We start from the raw sequence: 17,848 nt of genomic DNA on the forward strand, positions 1-17,848 counted from the left end.
ATTATGCCGTGCGCGCCTCGCGCGCGGCCTTCAGCCGGGCGAAGTCCTCGCCGGCATGATGCGACGAGCGCGTCAGCGGGCTCGCCGACACCATCAGGAAGCCCTTGGTGTAGGCGACCTTCTCATAACCGGCGAACTCGTCCGGCGTGACGTAGCGCATCACGGCGTGATGCTTGCGCGTCGGCTGCAGGTACTGGCCGATGGTCAGGAAGTCGACGTCGGCCGACCGCAGGTCGTCCATCACCTGCAGCACTTCGTGCCGCTCCTCGCCAAGCCCCACCATGATGCCGGACTTGGTGAAGATCGTCGGATCGATCTCCTTGACCCGTTGCAGCAGCCGGATCGAATGGAAGTAGCGCGCGCCCGGACGGACGGTGAGATAGCCCGACGGCACGGTCTCGAGGTTGTGGTTGAAGACGTCGGGCCTTGCGGCCACCACCACCTCCAGCGCGCCGTCCTTCCTTAGGAAGTCCGGGGTGAGGATTTCGATGGTCGTGGTCGGGCACTGGGCGCGGATCGCACGAATGGTGCGGGCGAAATGCTCGGCGCCGCCGTCGGCGAGGTCGTCGCGGTCCACCGAGGTGATGACGACATGGGCGAGCCCGAGCTTGCGCACGGCCTCGGCGACATGCTCCGGCTCCTGCGGATCGAGCCCGTCGGGCATGCCGGTCTTGACGTTGCAGAAGGCACAGGCGCGCGTGCAGGTGTCGCCCATGATCATGAAGGTGGCGTGCTTCTTGTCCCAGCACTCGCCAATGTTGGGGCAGCCGGCCTCCTCGCAGACCGTGACCAGGCCGTTTTCCTTGACGATCTTGCGCGTGTCCGCATAGCCGCGGGTGTTCGGCGCCCGGACGCGGATCCAGTCGGGCTTCGGCGGCGACTGGGCGTCAGGCCGGTGGGCTTTTTCCGGGTGGCGCGGACGCACCTGCTTGTCGGAAACCGTGTCGATCAGAACAACCATGGAAGACCTGTCTTGGCGAGGGCTCTACCTAGGCCCTGCGGCGGCCCGCTGCAACCAGCCAGCGGCATGCTATCCTGCAACCCACCCTAGCATAGCCTCATCCCCGGTCCCAATTCCCGCCAAATCCCCGAAAATGTCTCGAAATTCAACGACGCCCGCCCTGGGCCCCCGCCTCCGCCGCTCCTTTTTCGACCGCAGCGTCCACGCGGTAGCGCCCGATCTGATCGGGGCCACGCTGCTGGTCGACGGCGTCGGCGGAACCATTGTCGAGGTCGAGGCCTATCACCACACCGAGCCGGCGGCGCATTCCTACAACGGCCCGACGCCGCGCAACGCAGTGATGTTCGGGCCGGCCGGGTTCGCCTACGTCTACCGCTCCTATGGCATCCACTGGTGCGTCAATTTTGTCTGCGAGGAGGCGGGCTCGGCGAGCGCGGTGCTGATCCGGGCGCTGGAGCCGACCCACGGCCTTGCCGCGATGCGCCGCCGGCGTGGATTGCCTGACGAGCGCGCCCTGTGCTCGGGGCCGGGCAAGCTGTGCGAGGCGCTGGCGATCTCCGACCGCCACAACGGGTTGCCGCTCGATCGTCCGCCGATCGCGCTGCATGCGCGCATCACCGAGCCGCCGATCGTCGCAGGCATCCGCATCGGCATCACCAAGGCCGCCGAGCTGCCCTGGCGTTACGGACTGAAGGGATCGCGCTACCTCAGCAAGCCGTTCAGGGCGGGGTGATCCCCCGCCCCGTTCCGCCGGTCAGCCCGCGCTCTTCAGCCGCTCCAGCCCCTCGATCACCTTGGCCTTGCGCAGCACGGCCTCTTCGCGCTTCTCGCGCTGCTCCTCGACGACCTCTTCGGGCGCGCGCGCCATGAAGTCGGCGTTGCCGAGCTTGGCATCGACACGCTTGATGTCGGCCTCGACCTTGGCGAGCTCTTTGTCGAGGCGGGTCTTCTCGGCCGCGAGGTCGATCACGCCCTTGAGCGGCAGCGCCACGACTTCGCCGCGGATCAAGAGCTGCACCGCCCCATCGGGCATCGCCTCGGCGAACGAGACGTCGCCCAGCCGCGCCAGCCGCTTGATCACGCCATCCCAGCGTTCCGCCCGCGCGCGCGTTTCCGCCGACGCGTTGACCAGCACCAGCGGCGTCAGCGTCGCCGGCACGATATTCATTTCGGCGCGCACCGAACGGATGGCGGTGACGAGATCGACCACCCAGCCGATCTCGGCTTCCGCGGCGTCGTTGCGCAGCCGGTCCATCGAATCGCCGGTCGACACCAGCGCGGGTGTGCCCGCGTCGGGGAAGCCGCTGAGATCGGCGCCGATCACCACCGGCGTGCTGCGGATCAGCGGCCAGGCGGCCAGCGCCAGCATCGTGTCGCGGTTGCTGGTCACCGCCCACAGCTCTTCGGTGATGAACGGCATAAATGGATGCAGCAGCTTGAGGATCTCGTCGCGCGCCCACGCGACCATCGCGCGCGTCTCGTCCTTGGCGGCGCCGTCCGGGCCGGTCAGAACCGGCTTGGCGAGTTCGAGATACCAGTCGCAGAACACGTTCCAGACGAAGCGGTAGACGGCACCGGCGGCGTCGTTGAAGCGATAGGCTTCGATCGCCTCGGTGGTCTCGCGGGCGGCATTGGCGGTCTCGTGTGCGATCCAGCGGTTCAGCGTTTCCTTGGCGTTTGCCGGATCGAAGCCCGGCGGCAGCGCACAGTCGTTCATCTCGGCGAAGCGCGACGCGTTCCAGAGCTTGGTCGCGAAGTTGCGATAGCCTTCGACGCGCTGGGTGGCGAGCTTGATGTCGCGTCCCTGCGCCGCCATCGCCGCCAGCGTGAAGCGTAGCGCATCGGCGCCGAACTGGTCGATCAGGTTGAGCGGATCGATGACGTTGCCCTTCGACTTCGACATCTTGGCGCCCTTCTCGTCACGAACGAGCGCGTGCATGTAGACCGTCGGGAACGGCACGTCCTTCATGAAGTGCAGGCCCATCATCATCATCCGGGCAACCCAGAAGAAGATGATGTCGAAGCCGGTGACCAGCACGCTGGTCGGGTAGTAGCGCTTGACGTCGGTGTCATCGTCCGGCCAGCCGAGCGTCGAGAACGGCCACAGCGCCGACGAGAACCAGGTGTCGAGCACGTCCTCGTCGCGGGTGATGAAACCCTCCCGCTTGGCCGGGTCGAGCGCCATGTCATGGCCCTGCTCCGGTGTGATCACTTCCTGCTCGGTGTAGTAGCCGAGCGCCTTGCCGACGGCCTCTTCCTCGGTCTCGGCGACGAATACCTTGCCGTCCGGGCCGTACCACGCCGGGATCTGGTGGCCCCACCACAGCTGGCGCGAGATGCACCACGGCTGGATGTTCTCCATCCACTCGAAGTAGGTCTTCTCCCAGTTCTTCGGCACGAAGGTCGTGGCGCCGTCGCGCACCGCGGCGATCGCCGGCTGCGCCAGCGTCCTGGCGTCGACGTACCACTGGTCGGTCAGGAACGGCTCGATCACCACGCCCGAGCGGTCGCCATGCGGCACCATGTGGGTGTTGGGCTCGATGCGCTCCAGGAAGCCGAAGCTTTCGAGGCGCGCGACGATGGTCTTGCGCGCGGCGAAGCGCTCCATGCCGTGGAGCTCGGCGGCGAACTCGGCCGCGCCTTCGGGCAGTCCGCGGAGGTAATCCTCGTTGTCGGTGAGGTTCAGCGCCGCTTCCTGGTCGAGCACGCTGATCTGCGCGAGGTTGTGGCGCTTGCCGACCTCGAAGTCGTTGAAGTCGTGCGCCGGCGTGATCTTGACCGCGCCACTGCCCTTGTCCGGATCGGAGTAGCTGTCGCCGACGATCGGAATGCGCCGGCCAACCAGCGGCAGGATGACGTGCTTGCCGATGAGATGGCGATAGCGCTCGTCGTCGGGGTTTACCGCAACGCCGCTGTCGCCGAGCATGGTTTCAGGGCGCGTCGTCGCCACCACGATGAAGGTCGACGGATCCTCGGGATTGAACGTGTGGCCTTCGAGCGGATAGCGCAGGTACCACAGGTGTCCCTTGACCTCGATCTGCTGCACCTCGATGTCGGACACCGCGGTCAGCAGTTTGGGGTCCCAGTTGACCAGCCGCTTGTCCTTGTAGATCAAGTCCTGGTTGTAGAGCTCGACGAACACCTTGACGACGGCGCGCGACAGGCCCTCGTCCATGGTGAAACGCTCGCGCGACCAGTCGCAGGATGCGCCGAGGCGCTTGAGCTGGTTGATGATGGTGCCGCCGGACTCGGCCTTCCACTGCCACACGCGCTCGAGGAACTTGTGCCGGCCCATGGCGCGGCGGCCAGGCTCCTGCCGCTCCATCAGCTGCCGCTCGACCACCATCTGGGTGGCGATGCCGGCGTGGTCGGTGCCGGGCTGCCACAACACGTCACGTCCGCGCATGCGCTCGAAGCGGCACAGCACGTCCTGCAGGGTGTTGTTCAGGGCATGGCCCATGTGCAGGGAGCCGGTGACGTTCGGCGGCGGGATGACGATGGTGAAGGGATCGGCGTCCTTGCGATCGGCGCGGCCGGCCTTGAACGCTCCGGCCTCGTCCCAGGCCTTGGCGATACGGCTCTCGATGTCGGCGGGCTGGTAGGTTTTCTCAATCATGGCCACACAATCAGGTCTGCGGATCGCGGCCGGCGGTGCGCACGGCCGTTCGATCGGTCCGGCTCAGCCTAAAAAGGCATGCCAAACAATTGGTTAGGTGTCGCCGCTGGTGCGGCGCAACGATCTTCGGATGCACTAGAAACCCGCCCGGGCGGGGGAAGTCAACGCCGCAGATGCCGAGCGGGCCCCGCGATGGCGGCTGTCGTGCGGCTGCGGCTCAGCGGCCGCGGGAGACCCGCTCGATTTCCGCCCGGACGATCCGCTCGACCATGCTCGGCAGGTTGTCGTCGAGCCAGGATTTCAGCAGCGGCCGGAGCATCTCCTTGACGAGATCTTCCAACGTGCGGGCGTTGTTGCTGAGTACGGTGTTGGCGAGCGCGTTGAAGGCCGACTCGACCGACGCCATGGTGTTCTGCGACATCAGCTCGCGTGGCGCCGGTTCGCTTGCAAAAGACGGCGGTGCCGGTGGCGGGGTCTGGTATTCGCGCGCGGCGGGGCGCGGCTCCGTGAATTCGATGTCGTCCGGTGGATCAACCTTCTGGAACGACGGAGCCGGCTTCGCCGGCGGCGGATCGGGCATCGCCATCTGCTCGGTCAGCTCGAACACGTCGGCGACAGGTGCAGGTTCAGGCGCACGGATCTCGGCCTGCGAGGTCTCGGCATCGAGACCGGCGAGCATCGCGTCGATGTCTTCCTGGCTGTTCTTCGCCGCTGGTGGCGGCGTTGCAGGCTTGGGTGCCGGCGGCGCCTCGACGACCGCAGGGCGCGGCGGCGGAGCTTTGGGAGCAGCGGCACGCGGTGGCTCGGGCTTCGGCTCAGGTGCAGCCGCTTGCGTCCCGGCGGGCTTGGATTCGTCGTCGGCGATGATGCGCCTGATGGACGCGAGAATTTCCTCCATCGAGGGCTCTTGCGCCTTTGCCGGTTGCGTCATCGCCGACCCCACATCACCACGCCCTGAACGGCGTCCACTCCGGCGGAACTCATCTGTCCATCGCGACGGCCGCACGCCTATTCCGGCTCGAATCGCTTCGTATCCCTCCGAAAAGGTATGTCATGCGAACAAGTGATTGCAAGCAAAGGGCCGCTTGCGCGGCCCCTTTCGTCACAAACAGTGCTGGGACTTGTGTCCTCGTCAGCGACCGTCCGGCGTCCGCACGCCGATCCAGCTGTCACGCACCTGCTGATAGTGCACGCTCGGATCGTAGATCGTGGTGTTGAGCTTGAGCACCGTCGGCGACAGCCGGCCCACCGCGCTCAGCACGCTGTAGGAAGCAACAACGCGATCGTGCTGCGCCGTGACCAGCGAGTTGCGCGCATTGACCAGCGCCTGCTGTGCGTTGAGGACGTCGAGCGTGGTGCGCTGGCCGACGCGCGCCTCTTCGCGCACGCCGTTCAGCGCGGTCTCCGATGCGGTGACCTGGGCCTGCGCCGATATCACCTGGGACTTGGTCGCCTGCAACTGGCCCCAGGCCTGCGCGATGGTCGCGCGCGCCTGGTTTCGCACCTGATCGAGGTTGAGGCGCTGCTGCGCCAGCGTTTCCTTCGATTGGCGGATCAGCGAATATTCCGAGCCGCCCTGATAGACCGGCACGGTGAGCTGGCCGGTGACACTCGCCGTGAAGGCATGTGGCTGCACCAGCGTCGTCTCATAGGCCTGCTGCACGGCGCCCTGCAGCGTCAGCGTCGGGAACAAAGCGCCCTCGGCGACCTTGACGTTGAGGAAGCTGACATCGATGCCGTACATCGCCGCGGTGATGTTCGGGTTCTCGGTGAGCCCGATATCGAACGACTGCACAAGCGTGGACGGCAGGAAGCGATCGACCGGGCTCGCGGCCGCGAGATTGACCGGATCGTTGCCGATGATCTGGCGGAAGTTCGCGCGGGTGGTAACGAGCGTCGCTTCGGCAGCGAGCTGCGCGGTGCGGCCGGCCGCAAGCTGGGCTTCCGATTGCGCGACGTCGGTCCGGGTGACCTCGCCGACATTGAAGCGGTCCTGCGTCTGCTTGAGCGTCTGCTCGAGCACGCGGGTGTTGCTGCGCTGGACTTCGACGATCGCCGAGTCGCGGAGGTAATCCATGTAGATGGTCGCGGCCGACAGCAGCACGGTCTGCTCGAGCACGCGCAGGCCTTCACGGGCGGACGACACCTGGCTTTCCGCCGCGCGGGTGCGATTGGCCGTCTGCTGACCGTTGTAGAGCGTCTGCGTGATGGTGCCGCCGACGCCGTGGGGCACGGTGGTGCCGCGCAGCGTGCCGCTCGGAGTGCCCGGACCGTTATTGCTGGTCGCGTCGGTATACTGGTAGCCACCGTTCGCGGAGAGCGCGACCTTCGGGCGATAGCCCGACAGCGCCTGAGGAACGTTCTCGTCCGTCACGCGTACCGATGCGCGCTGCGCATTGAGCTGCGGATTGTTCTGATAGGCGCGCACCAGAGCGGCTTCCATGGTGTCGGCCAGAACCGGCGCCGTGGTCGCGCAATTCAGCAGAAGAGCCGCCACAGCAGCTCCGGTGACAACGTTCAGACGCAACATTCGCGATTTTCCATCCATAACCGACGCCACCCATTCCCCGCGCCGGTCGGGGCGCGTCGGAACGAGATCACTCGGGTGTCCCAACTCGTTAGGAGCGAGTCTTTTTGTCCCGAGTCTTTGGTGACCAACATAGGCGCGCCCGCAAAGGCGTGAAATCCCCCTCTCCGATCCAGTCACCGGAAACTTTGCCGATGGGGCATCCGGGCCACACTTCTGATTTTTAATGGGGAATCGAAGGGGTTCGTCAGAAGACGAACGCCGCCGGTCGTTCGAGCCCTGGCAGAATCGGGGCGTAAGCGTCGAAAAGTGGACGGTTTCCAAAGTCCCCGGGCGACCGCGTCACGATCTCCACCCGCGGCGGTTGTTCCGTGGCGAAAACACCCACCAGCCGGCCGCCCATGACCAGTTGCTCGTAGAGACGCTCGGGCGCGACCTCGGTCGCACCGTCGAGCACGATGACGTCGTAAGGCGCCTTGTCGGGCGCGCCGGCGGCGGCTTCGGCGGCCACCACGGTGACGTTGCCGGCCCCTACCGCCGCGAGCGCAGCCGTGGCAGTCGCCGCCAGGGCTGGATCGGCTTCCGTCGCAACGACCTCCGCCGCGAGTCGGCCGGCGATTGCCGCGGCATAGCCGCTGGCACAGCCGACGACGAGCGCCCGGTCGCTCGACGCGATGTCCGCCGCCTGCAGCATCTTGGCGATGACAACCGGCTTGATCAGGTAGCGCTTGCTGCCGACGTCGATGTCGAGATCAAGGTAGGCCATCGCGCGCTGGGCGTCAGGGACGAAGGCCTCCCGCGGCACCTCCAGCATGGCGTCGATGATCCGCAGGTCGGTCACGTCGTTGGTGCGGACCTGGCCATCAACCATCTTGCGCCGGGCGCTGGCAAAATTCGTCATCGAGGCATCCTCAAGGCTTGGGGCGGCGCAGGTCGGGCGGTCACGCGAGCGGTGATCCGGGCCGCCGGATCGCGGTCATCTTTGAGACAATGGCCGGCAAAACGCAACATGTCCCGCCCGTGCGGCCGGAGCTGGCACGGCGACCGTAAAATCAGGCTCGCGCCTCCCTTCAGGCCTTGATAGGATTGGCTAATTTTACAGAAGTTCGTTCATGTCGATGCGCCATTTTCAGGGCCTTCCGCCATGCCGGCTACCGCCGTCGGGAAGATAGACGATCGCGTGACGGTATTTCTCGTCACGCTGTTCGCCGGCATCGCCGTGCTGGCGCTGATGTTCGTCTACCGCGTCGATCCGCCTCCGGACGACGCCCGTGTCATCGCTGACACCGAAAGGCACACCTACGCCAGCACATCGTGCGTGATCTACGGACGCCTCGAGCGCGAGCTGATCGCGAATCGCGCGGCGGTCTCCGATCCGTCGCAAAGCCTGCAGCTTCTGCCATTTGCCATCGAGAGCACCGTCGGCGAGGTCGCGCGTTTCGGCCGTTGGCGGCGCGACGCGATGTGCAACGCCGCAGCAGGCTTCGATCAGATCGTCACCGCCTGGCACCGTCTGCTCGGCTTCCGCTCGCGCTGGACCGACGAGGGCGAGTGGCGATGGTAGGTGTCGGACCTCATGAGGCCGATGCCTTCGGGCCGACGGGCGGCGGCGGTCGCCGCGCACCCGGGTTGTATCGGGGCGGTGTAGCGCTCGCTCATCGGCGTCCCGCCGCCGACGAGCTCGGATCGCTCGACGCAGTTGCTGTTGGCCTCGACATCGGCGCGACGCCGGCGGCGTGGCAGATGGCCACGCTTGCACGGCATTGGTCGGGATCGCGGCGCGGTTCGTTCAGCGCCACCGAAGGTGGCGCCGGCCGTCCATCTAGAACGATACGCCGACGCGGCGACCCGCGGTCCAGACGGCCCTGCACTTCTTGCGGGTGCCTGCATAAAGCAGTTCGAAGCGCCTCGGCAGCGCGGCCGCGTTAAAGACGTCGAGGCAAGCGCCGCCTGCCGAATAGTCGATGACGCCGCAGTCGATCGGCGCGCTCTTGGCGTCGAGAATGATCTTGGCGGTCCGGCTCATAGGGCCGGAAGGCTTCACGCGGGCGAATCGGCGTTGCTGGATCACGGGCAGAATCGGAACGAGGCGGCGGGAAGCGGAAGGGATCGGCGGCTGCCGGGGACCATTCCATACGGTTATTAAATACCGCCTGCTGCGCTGCCGACAATATGCTGAAAAAGCCCGGCAAAAGCGCAGAATTCGCTTTCGGATCAGGCGGTAACGCTTTGAATGTGGGGTTGTTTTGCTGAGATTGTGGCTCCTCGGGCCGGATTCGAACCAGCGACCAACCGGTTAACAGCCGGTTGCTCTACCACTGAGCTACCGAGGAACATGCCGGACAGTGTCAGCGGGGCCGCGTATAACAAAGCCCCGGCGGATTGCCTAGCAGGAAATTTGCTGAAATGTGCTCAAACCCCAGCAAATTCATGGAGGCCACGACCAGAATTGAACTGGTGTAAACGGTTTTGCAGACCGCTGCGTAACCACTCCGCCACGTGGCCCCATGAACGCGACTTGTTACAGGGGCACAGGCACTTATGCAATCCCGCCTGCCACCGGCGTGGCAAGAATTGTGGAGGGTCGCTGTGTATGGAACGTTTCTGCGTGCCTGAGCATTTGACATGGCCCGCTGGTCCGCGCCATCGCTCGTGAATGATCAATTCCCTCACCTCCCTGCGTTTCTTCGCGGCCCTCTACGTCTTTCTCTTTCACATCGGCCGCAGCCATGAATTTCCCCCGGTCATCCGCCAGGTCGTGCACAGCGGCTTCACCGGGATGTCGTTCTTTTTCATCCTGTCGGGATTCGTGCTGACCGTCCGGTACTGGGAACGCCTGCCGAGCTATCGCGCGTTCGTGGTGGCGCGAATCGCGCGGATCTACCCGGCCTACGCGCTGGCGTTCGTGCTGGCCTATCCGCTGATCGTCGCCGACAGCCCCGGATCGGTGCAGCTGCTCAATCTCGCGGCCAACGTCACGATGATCCAGGCCTGGTTTCCGAATCTCATCCCCGTTGGCATCAACGGCGGATCGTGGTCGCTCTCGGTCGAGATGTTCTTCTATGCGCTGTTTCCGCTGATCCTTCCTCTGGCGAAGGCATTCGAAGGCGACCGCAGGCGCTGGACGCTGCTGCTGGGACTGTGCTGGCTCGTCGCCTTCGTACCGGGGCTCGTTCAGCGGATCATTCCCCAGCCGGAGATGATGTGGCTCTACTACGCCTCGCCGCCCTATCGGCTCGCCGAATTTGTTGGCGGCATGGTGCTGGCGTGCGCCTGGCGGCAGGCGGTGCTGCAGCCGAAGATCGCCTATGTCGCTGCCAGCGGTGTGGCCTATCTCGCCCTGTGTTTCGCCGGCCTTTCGAGCATCAACCTGACGTTTCTCAACGTCGTCGCCGTGCCGCTCTATCTCGCCATCATCCACTACGCCGCCGCGTATCGTCCGGCCTGGCTCGAATGGCGCCCGCTCGTCTATCTCGGCGAGATCAGCTACGGCATCTATATCTACCAGTTCGTGTCGCTGCCGTATGTGTTGCCGCATGTCGACCGGCTCGGGCTGGGGCTCGGGGCGACCGTGCTGATCGGGTTCGCGGTCACCGCGTTGATGGCGACCGCGAGTTTCCATCTCATCGAGACGCCGCTGCGCAAGTGGATCCGGGGCCGGTTCGGCGGCTCCCCGGTCGCGGCCGCGGCGGAATGACGGTCGCGATGCCGGCGCGTTGCTACCGCCGGCGCCCTCGCCGCCAGTCGCGCTTGGGTTTGGGCGGCGGGATGACCTCGGGCTGCTCTGCCTGGACCTCGCGATAGCGCGCCAGCAGCGCGCGGAAGCTGTCGAGCAGCGTCGTTTCGATGTCCGGTCGGCGCTCCAGGCGGCTGATCAGCATGGCGGCCGCCTCCAGCGTCGACAGGCCGTCGCGCCGCGGTTCGCGGCGCAGCTTGCCGTACAGCGACGGGTTCGGCGGCCCCAGGATCACGCGTTGGCACTTCAGCATCCAGGCGTTGCGCCACCACAGCGCCTTGGCCTGGCTCCAGGTGCCGTCGAGCAGGATCACGCCCTCGATATCGCGGAGAATGCTGCGCTGGTCCGGCTCGGGCTGGCCCTTGCGGTCGAGCACCACGACCTCATCGTCGCCGACGTCGAGATCGGCGACCTTGGATGAGCCGAGATAGAGAACGGCCCACTGCGACGGATCGACCGTCCGGCCGAGAATCTTCGACAGGCTCGGCCATGACAGGCCGATCTTGAGCACGGCGTCGGGGAAATGCAGCGCCGTCAGCCGGGCCGTTCCGAGCAGGCGGTCCTGCTCCTGGGGATGCTGCAGGATCAGGACCTGCAGGCGGTTTTCGAGTGGCTTGACCTGCTCGCAGATGCACAGGGGCAGCGGCTTGCCGCAGCGCGGGCAGTCGGGAATGGCATCTGCGGCCGGGGCCGGCGTGGTCGTGGGCGTATCGGACATTGGCCGGCTATACGCCGCGCCGCCTGCCGCGGCAACCGCCACGTCCCCTCATTCGGCCGGTGCGGCCGCCGGTTCCGGCTCGCCGCGCCGGCGGAGGCGGTCGATCAGCAGGTAGATCACCGGCGTGGTGTAGAGTGTCAGGATCTGGGAAACGACAAGGCCGCCGATGATGGTGATGCCGAGTGGCCGGCGCAGCTCCGTGCCCGGCCCCGTCGCGACCACCAGCGGCACCGCGGCCAGCAGCGCCGCCATCGTGGTCATGATGATCGGACGGAAGCGCGCCAGGCTGGCCTCGAAGATCGCGTCGCGCGACGACAGCGTGCGGTGGCGTTCGCCCTCCAGCGCGAAATCCACGATCATGATGCCGTTCTTCTTGACGATGCCGATCAGTAGGATGATGCCGATGAAGGCGATGACCGTGAGCTGGGTGTTGGTGATCAGCAGCGCCAGCAGCGCGCCGAGCCCCGCCGGCGGCAGCGTCGAGATGATGGTCAGCGGATGTGCGAGGCTCTCATAGAGCACGCCGAGCACGATGTAGACGGCGATCAGCGCGCCGAGGACCAGCAGCGGCTGCCGGCCGGCGGTCTTCTGGCTGTCGCCGGCATTGCCGTCGAAGCTGCCGCGGATGCCCTCGGGCATATGCAGTTCGCCGACCGCCTGCGTGATGTTCGCGGTCGCGGTCTCCAGCGGCACGTCGGGCAGCAGGTTGAAAGACACGGTCGTCGAGGGGAACGACGCCGAGTGACGCACGGCGAGCGGCGCAAGGCCACGTTCCTTGTGCACGAGCACCGACAGCGGCACCTGCGTGCCGTTGGCGCCGGCGACGTAGATGTGCTCGAGGTCGCCGGGGTCCTGCTGGAAGCGGGGATCGATCTCCAGCACCACCTGGTACTGGTTGCGCTGGGTGTAGACGACAGAAATCTGCCGCTGCGAGAACGCGTTGTTCAGCGCATTGTCGATGTCCTGCACCTGCACTCCGAGGCTCGCAGCGGTCTTGCGATCGATCGACAGGTTGAGCTGCAGGCCCCCGGGATCGCTGTCGGAGGAAATATCGGTGATGCCTTCGACCGTCTCCATGCGCTTGGCAATGATCGGCCCCCATTTCTGCAGCAGGTCGAGATCGGCGCTGATCAATGTGTACTGATAGTCGGAATCGCTCTGCCGGCCGCCGGCGCGGATGTCCTGGGCCGCGACCATGAACAGCCGGATGCCGGGAATCTTGCCGAGCTCGCGGCGCAGGCGATCGATGACGAGCTGTGTCGACAGCCCGTCGCGCTCCTCGATGGGCTTGAGGCTGATGAACATGTTGCCGCGGTTGGAGCCGCTGCTGCCGCCGAGCGTCGAGCCGATACTGGCGACGGTCGGGTCCGCCATCACCACATCGGCGACCTGCTGCTGCAGCTTCAGCATCGACTGGAATGAGATGTCGGCCGAGGCTCGCGTCGAGCCGAAGATGAAGCCACTGTCGTCGACCGGGAAATAGCCTTTTGGCACCTTGGCATAGAGCATTGCCGTGAGGCCGATGGTGGTGAAGAACACCAGCAGCGTCAGCACGGGAAAGCGCAGGACGACATGCAGCGTGCGCTCGTAGAAGCGCAGCGTTCGCGACAACGTGCCCTCGACCAGGCGATCGAACCAGGTTTCGTCGGTCGCGACCGTAGCCTTGATGTAGTGGGCGCAGATCATCGGCGTAACGGTCAGCGACACCAGCGTCGAGACGATAATCGCGAAGGTCAGCGTCAGCGAGAACTCGCGCAGCAGCCGGCCGACGATGCCGTCCATGAAGATCAGCGGGGTGAACGCCGCGATCAGCGACAGGCTGATCGACAGCACGGTGAAGCCGATCTGCTTCGCGCCTTCGAGCGCAGCCTGGTATGGCTTCATGCCATGTTCCAGGTTGCGGTACATGTTCTCGATCATGACGATGGCATCGTCGACGACGAAGCCAACCGAGATCGCCAGCGCCATCAGCGACAGGTTGTCGATCGAGAAGCCGGCGAGCCACATGCCGGCGCAGGTGCCGGCCAGCGCCAGCGGCACCGAGATGCCGGCTGCGATGGTCGGCGTGCCCCGGCGCAGGAAGATGAACACCACCACCATGACCAGAACCACGGTCGCGCCCAGCGTCCACTCCATATCCTCGACACTGGCGCGGATGGTCCCGGTCCGGTCGGTCAGCACGGAGACCTCGACCCCCGCGGGGATCCACTGCTTGAGTTCGGGGATCAGCGCCTTGATGCGGTCGACGGTGTCGATGACGCGTTGGCGTCGCCCTGTTTGGTGATCTGCAGCAGCACCGCCGGCTGCTTGTTGAACCAGGCGATGGAACGGCTGCTGCGCGTGGCATCGATGATGGTGGCGACGTCGGACAGCCGTACGAAATTGCCGGTCGACGATTTGATGACGATGTTGCGAAACTGGGCGGCCGTCCGCATCTGCGGATTGATGCTGATGGTCTCGGCCTGGCGACCGCCGTCGAACGTGCCGACCGGTCCAAGCGCGTTGGCATTGATGATGGCGGTGCGGACGTCGTCGGTGGCGATGCCGGCATTGGCCAGCAGCACCGGGTTGAGCTGGATCCGGACCGCTGGCTGGTCGGCGCCGCTCACCGTGACCTCGCCGACCCCCGGCACCTGGGCAAGGCGCTGGGCGATCACGGTATCGGCGACGTCGTAGATCGCGCTCGGCGACAGCGTCTTGGAGGTCAGCGCCAGAATGAACACCGGCGCAGCGGCGGAGTTGGCCTTGCGGAAGTTGGGGAGCGACGGCAGGTCGGTCGGCAGATCGGCGAGCGAGGCATTGATCGCCGCCTGGACGTCGCGGGCCGCCTTGTCGATGTTGCGTCCGATGGCGAACTGCAACTGGATGCTGGTCGACCCCAGCGAACTGGTCGACGTGATCTGGTCGATACCGGCGATTTCACCGAGGCGGCGCTCCAGCGGCGCCGCGACGGTCGCCGCCATCACGGCAGGATCGGCGCCGGGACGCGACGCCGATACCCGGATCATCGGGAAGTCGACATTGGGAACGCTCGCCACCGGCAGGTTCTGGTAGGCGACCAGCCCGACCAGGAACAGGCCGATCGCCAGCAGGGTCGTTCCGACGGGTCTGCGGATGAACGGCTCCGAGAGTGACATCACTGCACCCCTTCGGTCACCCCGGCGATCGGCGGCGGCGGCGGCTCGGGTGTGGGCGGCACCGCTTTCTCGATCCGCCGGTTGATACGGTCGAGGGCGAGATAGATCACCGGCGTGGTGTAAAGCGTCAGCATCTGGCTGAGGATCAGGCCACCGATGATGGAGATGCCGAGCGGAAAGCGCAGCTCTGCGCCGGTGCCGCTCTCGAGCGCCAGCGGCAGCGCGCCGAACAGTGCCGCCAGCGTCGTCATCATGATCGGGCGGAAGCGCAGCAGACAGGCCTGAACGATTGCGTCATAGGACGACATGCCCCTGTGGCGCTCGGCCTCCAGCGCAAAGTCGATCATCATGATGGCGTTCTTCTTGACGATGCCCATCAGCAGGATGATGCCGATCAGTCCGATCACCGACAGGTCCTCGCCGCACAGCATCAACGCGAGGATCGCGCCGACGCCGGCGGACGGCAGCGTCGACAGGATGGTGATCGGATGGATGTAGCTCTCGTAGAGCACGCCGAGCACGATGTAGATGGTCACGATCGCGGCCAGGATCAGCCAGGGTTGCCCGGCAAGCGAGCGGGCGAACTCGGCGGCATCACCGGAATACATCCCGGTGATGTTCGAGGGCATGCCGATGCGTGTCTCGGTCGCAGTCACCGCCGCGACCGCGTCGCCGAGCGCGACGCCCGGGGCAAGGTTGAAGCTCAGCGTCGCGGCCGGGAACTGGGCCTGATGCGAGATCGCGAGCGGCGCCGTCGTCCGCTGCAACGTCGCGATCGCCGAGATCGGCACCTGGGCCCCCGCAGCGCCGGGAACATAGAGGCGCGACAGCACCGTGGGATCGCGCTGGTCCTGCGGCAGCGCCTCCAGCACGACGCGATACTGGTTGGCCTGGCCGTAGATGGTCGAGACCTGGCGCTGGCTGAAGGCATCGTTGAGGGTGTCGTTGACGGCCTGCAGTGACACGCCGAGCTGGCCGGCGCGAGAACGGTCGATGTCGAGCGCGGCCCGCAGGCCGCCGTCCTGGGCTTCCGACGATACATCACGGAACATCGGGTCGCGCCGCAGTTCCTGGACCAGCCGGCTCGACCAGGTGGCGACCTCCTTGGCGTCGCTGGCGGTCAGCGTGTACTGATACTGCGAGCGGCTGGTGCGGGTGCTGATCTGGATGTCCTGCACCGGCTGGAAATAAACCGTCATGCCGGGCACGGTCGCGACCTTGTCCTTCAGCCGCTGGATCACCGCGGTGATGCCGGCCTTGCGCGCGTCGCGCTGCTTCAGCGTCACCACAACGCTCCCGACATTGGTCGTCGGGTTGACGGAGCCCGCTCCGATCACCGAGACTACGCCGGTGACGTCCGGATCTGCCTGGATCAGCCGGGTGACCTCGGTCTGGCGCTTGTGCATCTCGGCGAACGAAACGTCGGGGCCGGCTTCCGTCACGGCCGTGATCGACGAAGTGTCCTGCAGCGGCAGGAAGCCCTTGGGCGCCACCATGTAGAGTCCGAGCGTCGCCAGCAGCGTCACAAAGGTCACGACCAGGGTCATGCGCTGGTGGCGAAGCACCCACAGCAGCGTGCGGTGATAGAATTCGACACTGCGGTCGATCCAGCCGCTGATGGTCGCAAGTCCCGGTATCGCGAATTCCTCGCCATGCCGCTTGAGCATCCGCGAGCACATCATCGGCGTCAGCGTCAGCGACACCACGGCGGAGGTGACGACCGCGATGGTCAGCGTCAGGGCGAATTCACGGAACATGCGGCCGACGAGGCCGGACATGAACAGCAGCGGAATGAACACGGCGATCAGCGACACCGTCAGGGAGATCACGGTAAAGCCGATTTCGCGGGCGCCGCGCAGCGCCGCCTCCATCGCGCTCTCGCCGTCCTCCATGTGGCGGACGATGTTTTCGATCATCACGATGGCGTCATCGACCACGAAGCCGGTGCCGATGGTCAGCGCCATCAGGGACAGATTGTCGAGGCTGAAGCCGGCAAACCACATGATGCCGAAGCTCGTGACCAGTGACAGCGGCAGCGCGACGCCTGCGATGATGGTCGCACGCAGCGAGCGCAGGAACAGCAGCACCACGAGCGTGACCAGGATGACGCTGAGCACGAGCGTGAACTGCACGTCGCGCACCGAGGCGCGGATGGTGACGGTGCGGTCGCTGACCACGGTCAGCTTGACTCCCGCAGGGATCGCGCGCTGCAGCCGCGGGATTTCAGCCTGGATCTGCTGGACCACGTCGATGACGTTGGCGCCGGGCTGGCGCTGGATGTTGATGACCACCGCGGGCGCGCCCTGGAACCAGCCGCCGGTACGGTCGTTCTCCAGGCCATCGACGATGGTGGCGACGTCGCCGATCGTCACCGGCGCGTTGTTGCGGTAGGCGATGATGATCGGCTTGTAGGCATCGGCGACCGCGATCTGGTCGTTGGCCGCGATGGTGTAGGCCTGCTGGGTGCCGTCGAGCGAGCCCTTGGGACCGGAGACGTTGGCGCCTGCGATGGCGGTGCGCAGGTCCTCCATGCCGATGCCGTAGGCGGCGAGGCGCGCGAGGTCCGCCTGGATGCGCACCGCCGGCTTGAGGCCGCCGAGTACGGAAACCCGGCCGACACCGGTGATCTGCGCGAGGCGCTGCGCCATCATGGTATCGGCGATGTCGCTCATCGCGCGGATCGAGACGGTGTCCGACGTCAGCGCCAGCGTTACGACCGGGGCGTCGGCCGGATTGACCTTGGCGTAGGTCGGCGGATAAGGCAGGTTTTTCGGCAGGATGCCGGCGGCGGCGTTGATCGCGGCCTGGACGTCCTGGGTCGCGCCGTCGATGTCGCGGTTGAGATCGAACTGCAGCGAGATCTGACTGACGCCGAATGAACTCGTCGAGGTCATCGACGCCAGCGACGGGATCTGGCCGAGCTGCCGTTCGAGCGGCGCGGTGATCAGCGATGCCGTGACGTCGGGGCTTGCGCCAGGCAACTGCGTCGTCACCTGCACGGTCGGGAAGTCGACCTGCGGCAATGCCGAGACCGGCAACGCCCAATAACCGAGCGCACCGCCGATCAGCAGGGCAATGCCGAGCAGCGAGGTGGCGATCGGTCGACGGATGAAGGGTTCGGAGACGCTCATGGCGCGGCGCTTTCAGACGGAT

The 17,848-nt window shown here is 66.1% G+C and carries 11 protein-coding genes, 2 tRNA genes and 1 pseudogene; 3 read left to right on the forward strand and 11 right to left on the reverse strand.

Features of this window, described 5'->3' with window-relative positions; all coding sequences use genetic code 11:
* Position 1: 1 nt before the first annotated feature.
* Entirely contained in the window at positions 2-961 is a 960-nt protein-coding gene (gene lipA / locus JQ639_RS00615; protein WP_211970006.1) for a lipoyl synthase, read from the reverse strand.
* 133 nt (positions 962-1,094) lie between these two features.
* On the opposite strand from lipA, the gene JQ639_RS00620 reads away from it, so the two are divergent.
* Positions 1,095-1,694: a DNA-3-methyladenine glycosylase gene (locus JQ639_RS00620; protein WP_211970007.1), complete on the forward strand. Its 600-nt coding sequence runs from the start codon at positions 1,095-1,097 to the stop codon at positions 1,692-1,694.
* Positions 1,695-1,715: 21 nt separating this feature from the next.
* Here JQ639_RS00620 and JQ639_RS00625 read toward each other — a convergent pair whose 3' ends face one another.
* The 4 genes from JQ639_RS00625 to JQ639_RS00640 form a co-directional block, all read right to left on the reverse strand.
* Positions 1,716-4,577 (reverse strand): valine--tRNA ligase, encoded by a 2,862-nt coding sequence (locus JQ639_RS00625; protein WP_211970008.1) that lies wholly within the window; start codon positions 4,575-4,577, stop codon positions 1,716-1,718.
* Between the two features lie 217 nt (positions 4,578-4,794).
* Entirely contained in the window at positions 4,795-5,508 is a 714-nt protein-coding gene (locus tag JQ639_RS00630) for a PopZ family protein (protein WP_211970009.1), read from the reverse strand.
* Positions 5,509-5,709: 201 nt separating this feature from the next.
* The gene (locus tag JQ639_RS00635; RefSeq protein WP_211970010.1) at positions 5,710-7,107 is read right to left on the reverse strand and encodes a TolC family outer membrane protein; all 1,398 of its coding nucleotides are present in this window, start codon (positions 7,105-7,107) and stop codon (positions 5,710-5,712) included.
* Between the two features lie 244 nt (positions 7,108-7,351).
* Complete coding sequence (locus JQ639_RS00640; protein ID WP_211970011.1) at positions 7,352-8,005, reverse strand: protein-L-isoaspartate O-methyltransferase family protein; 654 nt, start codon at positions 8,003-8,005, stop codon at positions 7,352-7,354.
* 279 nt (positions 8,006-8,284) lie between these two features.
* On the opposite strand from JQ639_RS00640, the gene JQ639_RS00645 reads away from it, so the two are divergent.
* A complete protein-coding gene (locus JQ639_RS00645) occupies positions 8,285-8,668 on the forward strand; it encodes a hypothetical protein (RefSeq protein ID WP_211970012.1) in 384 nt (127 codons plus the stop codon).
* A gap of 258 nt (positions 8,669-8,926) precedes the next feature.
* Here JQ639_RS00645 and JQ639_RS00650 read toward each other — a convergent pair whose 3' ends face one another.
* The 3 genes from JQ639_RS00650 to JQ639_RS00660 all read right to left on the reverse strand — a co-directional run bounded on the left by JQ639_RS00650 (position 8,927) and on the right by JQ639_RS00660 (position 9,609).
* A complete protein-coding gene (locus JQ639_RS00650) occupies positions 8,927-9,175 on the reverse strand; it encodes a PilZ domain-containing protein (protein WP_211970013.1) in 249 nt (82 codons plus the stop codon).
* A 187-nt stretch (positions 9,176-9,362) separates the two neighbouring features.
* Positions 9,363-9,437 (reverse strand) — tRNA-Asn (locus JQ639_RS00655).
* Between the two features lie 98 nt (positions 9,438-9,535).
* Positions 9,536-9,609, reverse strand: a tRNA-Cys gene (locus tag JQ639_RS00660).
* Positions 9,610-9,760: 151 nt separating this feature from the next.
* Here JQ639_RS00660 and JQ639_RS00665 point away from each other — a divergent pair.
* Entirely contained in the window at positions 9,761-10,801 is a 1,041-nt protein-coding gene (locus JQ639_RS00665; protein ID WP_211970014.1) for an acyltransferase family protein, read from the forward strand.
* Positions 10,802-10,823: 22 nt separating this feature from the next.
* Here the strand turns inward: JQ639_RS00665 and JQ639_RS00670 are convergent, their stop codons facing one another.
* The 3 genes and pseudogenes from JQ639_RS00670 to JQ639_RS00680 form a co-directional block, all read right to left on the reverse strand.
* Positions 10,824-11,558: a tRNA-uridine aminocarboxypropyltransferase gene (locus JQ639_RS00670; protein WP_211970015.1), complete on the reverse strand. Its 735-nt coding sequence runs from the start codon at positions 11,556-11,558 to the stop codon at positions 10,824-10,826.
* A gap of 48 nt (positions 11,559-11,606) precedes the next feature.
* Positions 11,607-14,698, reverse strand: a pseudogene (locus JQ639_RS00675) (efflux RND transporter permease subunit).
* Positions 14,695-17,826, reverse strand: a complete 3,132-nt coding sequence (locus JQ639_RS00680) for an efflux RND transporter permease subunit (RefSeq protein ID WP_211970016.1) — start codon at positions 17,824-17,826, stop codon at positions 14,695-14,697. Before JQ639_RS00680 ends, JQ639_RS00675 begins: the two are co-directional and overlap by 4 nt.
* Positions 17,827-17,848: the final 22 nt, after the last annotated feature.

This window comes from Bradyrhizobium sp. U87765 SZCCT0048 (genome assembly GCF_018131225.1).
Lineage (GTDB): Bacteria > Pseudomonadota > Alphaproteobacteria > Rhizobiales > Xanthobacteraceae > Bradyrhizobium_A.

Excerpts from the sequence above, each read along its gene's own strand:
- lipA (WP_211970006.1), bottom strand. The coding sequence starts at position 961 with ATGGTTGTTCTGATCGACACGGTTTCCGACAAGCAGGTGCGTCCGCGC.
- JQ639_RS00620 (WP_211970007.1), top strand. The coding sequence starts at position 1,095 with ATGTCTCGAAATTCAACGACGCCCGCCCTGGGCCCCCGCCTCCGCCGC.
- JQ639_RS00625 (WP_211970008.1), bottom strand. The coding sequence starts at position 4,577 with ATGATTGAGAAAACCTACCAGCCCGCCGACATCGAGAGCCGTATCGCC.
- JQ639_RS00630 (WP_211970009.1), bottom strand. The coding sequence starts at position 5,508 with ATGACGCAACCGGCAAAGGCGCAAGAGCCCTCGATGGAGGAAATTCTC.
- JQ639_RS00635 (WP_211970010.1), bottom strand. The coding sequence starts at position 7,107 with ATGTTGCGTCTGAACGTTGTCACCGGAGCTGCTGTGGCGGCTCTTCTG.
- JQ639_RS00640 (WP_211970011.1), bottom strand. The coding sequence starts at position 8,005 with ATGACGAATTTTGCCAGCGCCCGGCGCAAGATGGTTGATGGCCAGGTC.
- JQ639_RS00665 (WP_211970014.1), top strand. The coding sequence starts at position 9,761 with ATGATCAATTCCCTCACCTCCCTGCGTTTCTTCGCGGCCCTCTACGTC.
- JQ639_RS00670 (WP_211970015.1), bottom strand. The coding sequence starts at position 11,558 with ATGTCCGATACGCCCACGACCACGCCGGCCCCGGCCGCAGATGCCATT.
- JQ639_RS00680 (WP_211970016.1), bottom strand. The coding sequence starts at position 17,826 with ATGAGCGTCTCCGAACCCTTCATCCGTCGACCGATCGCCACCTCGCTG.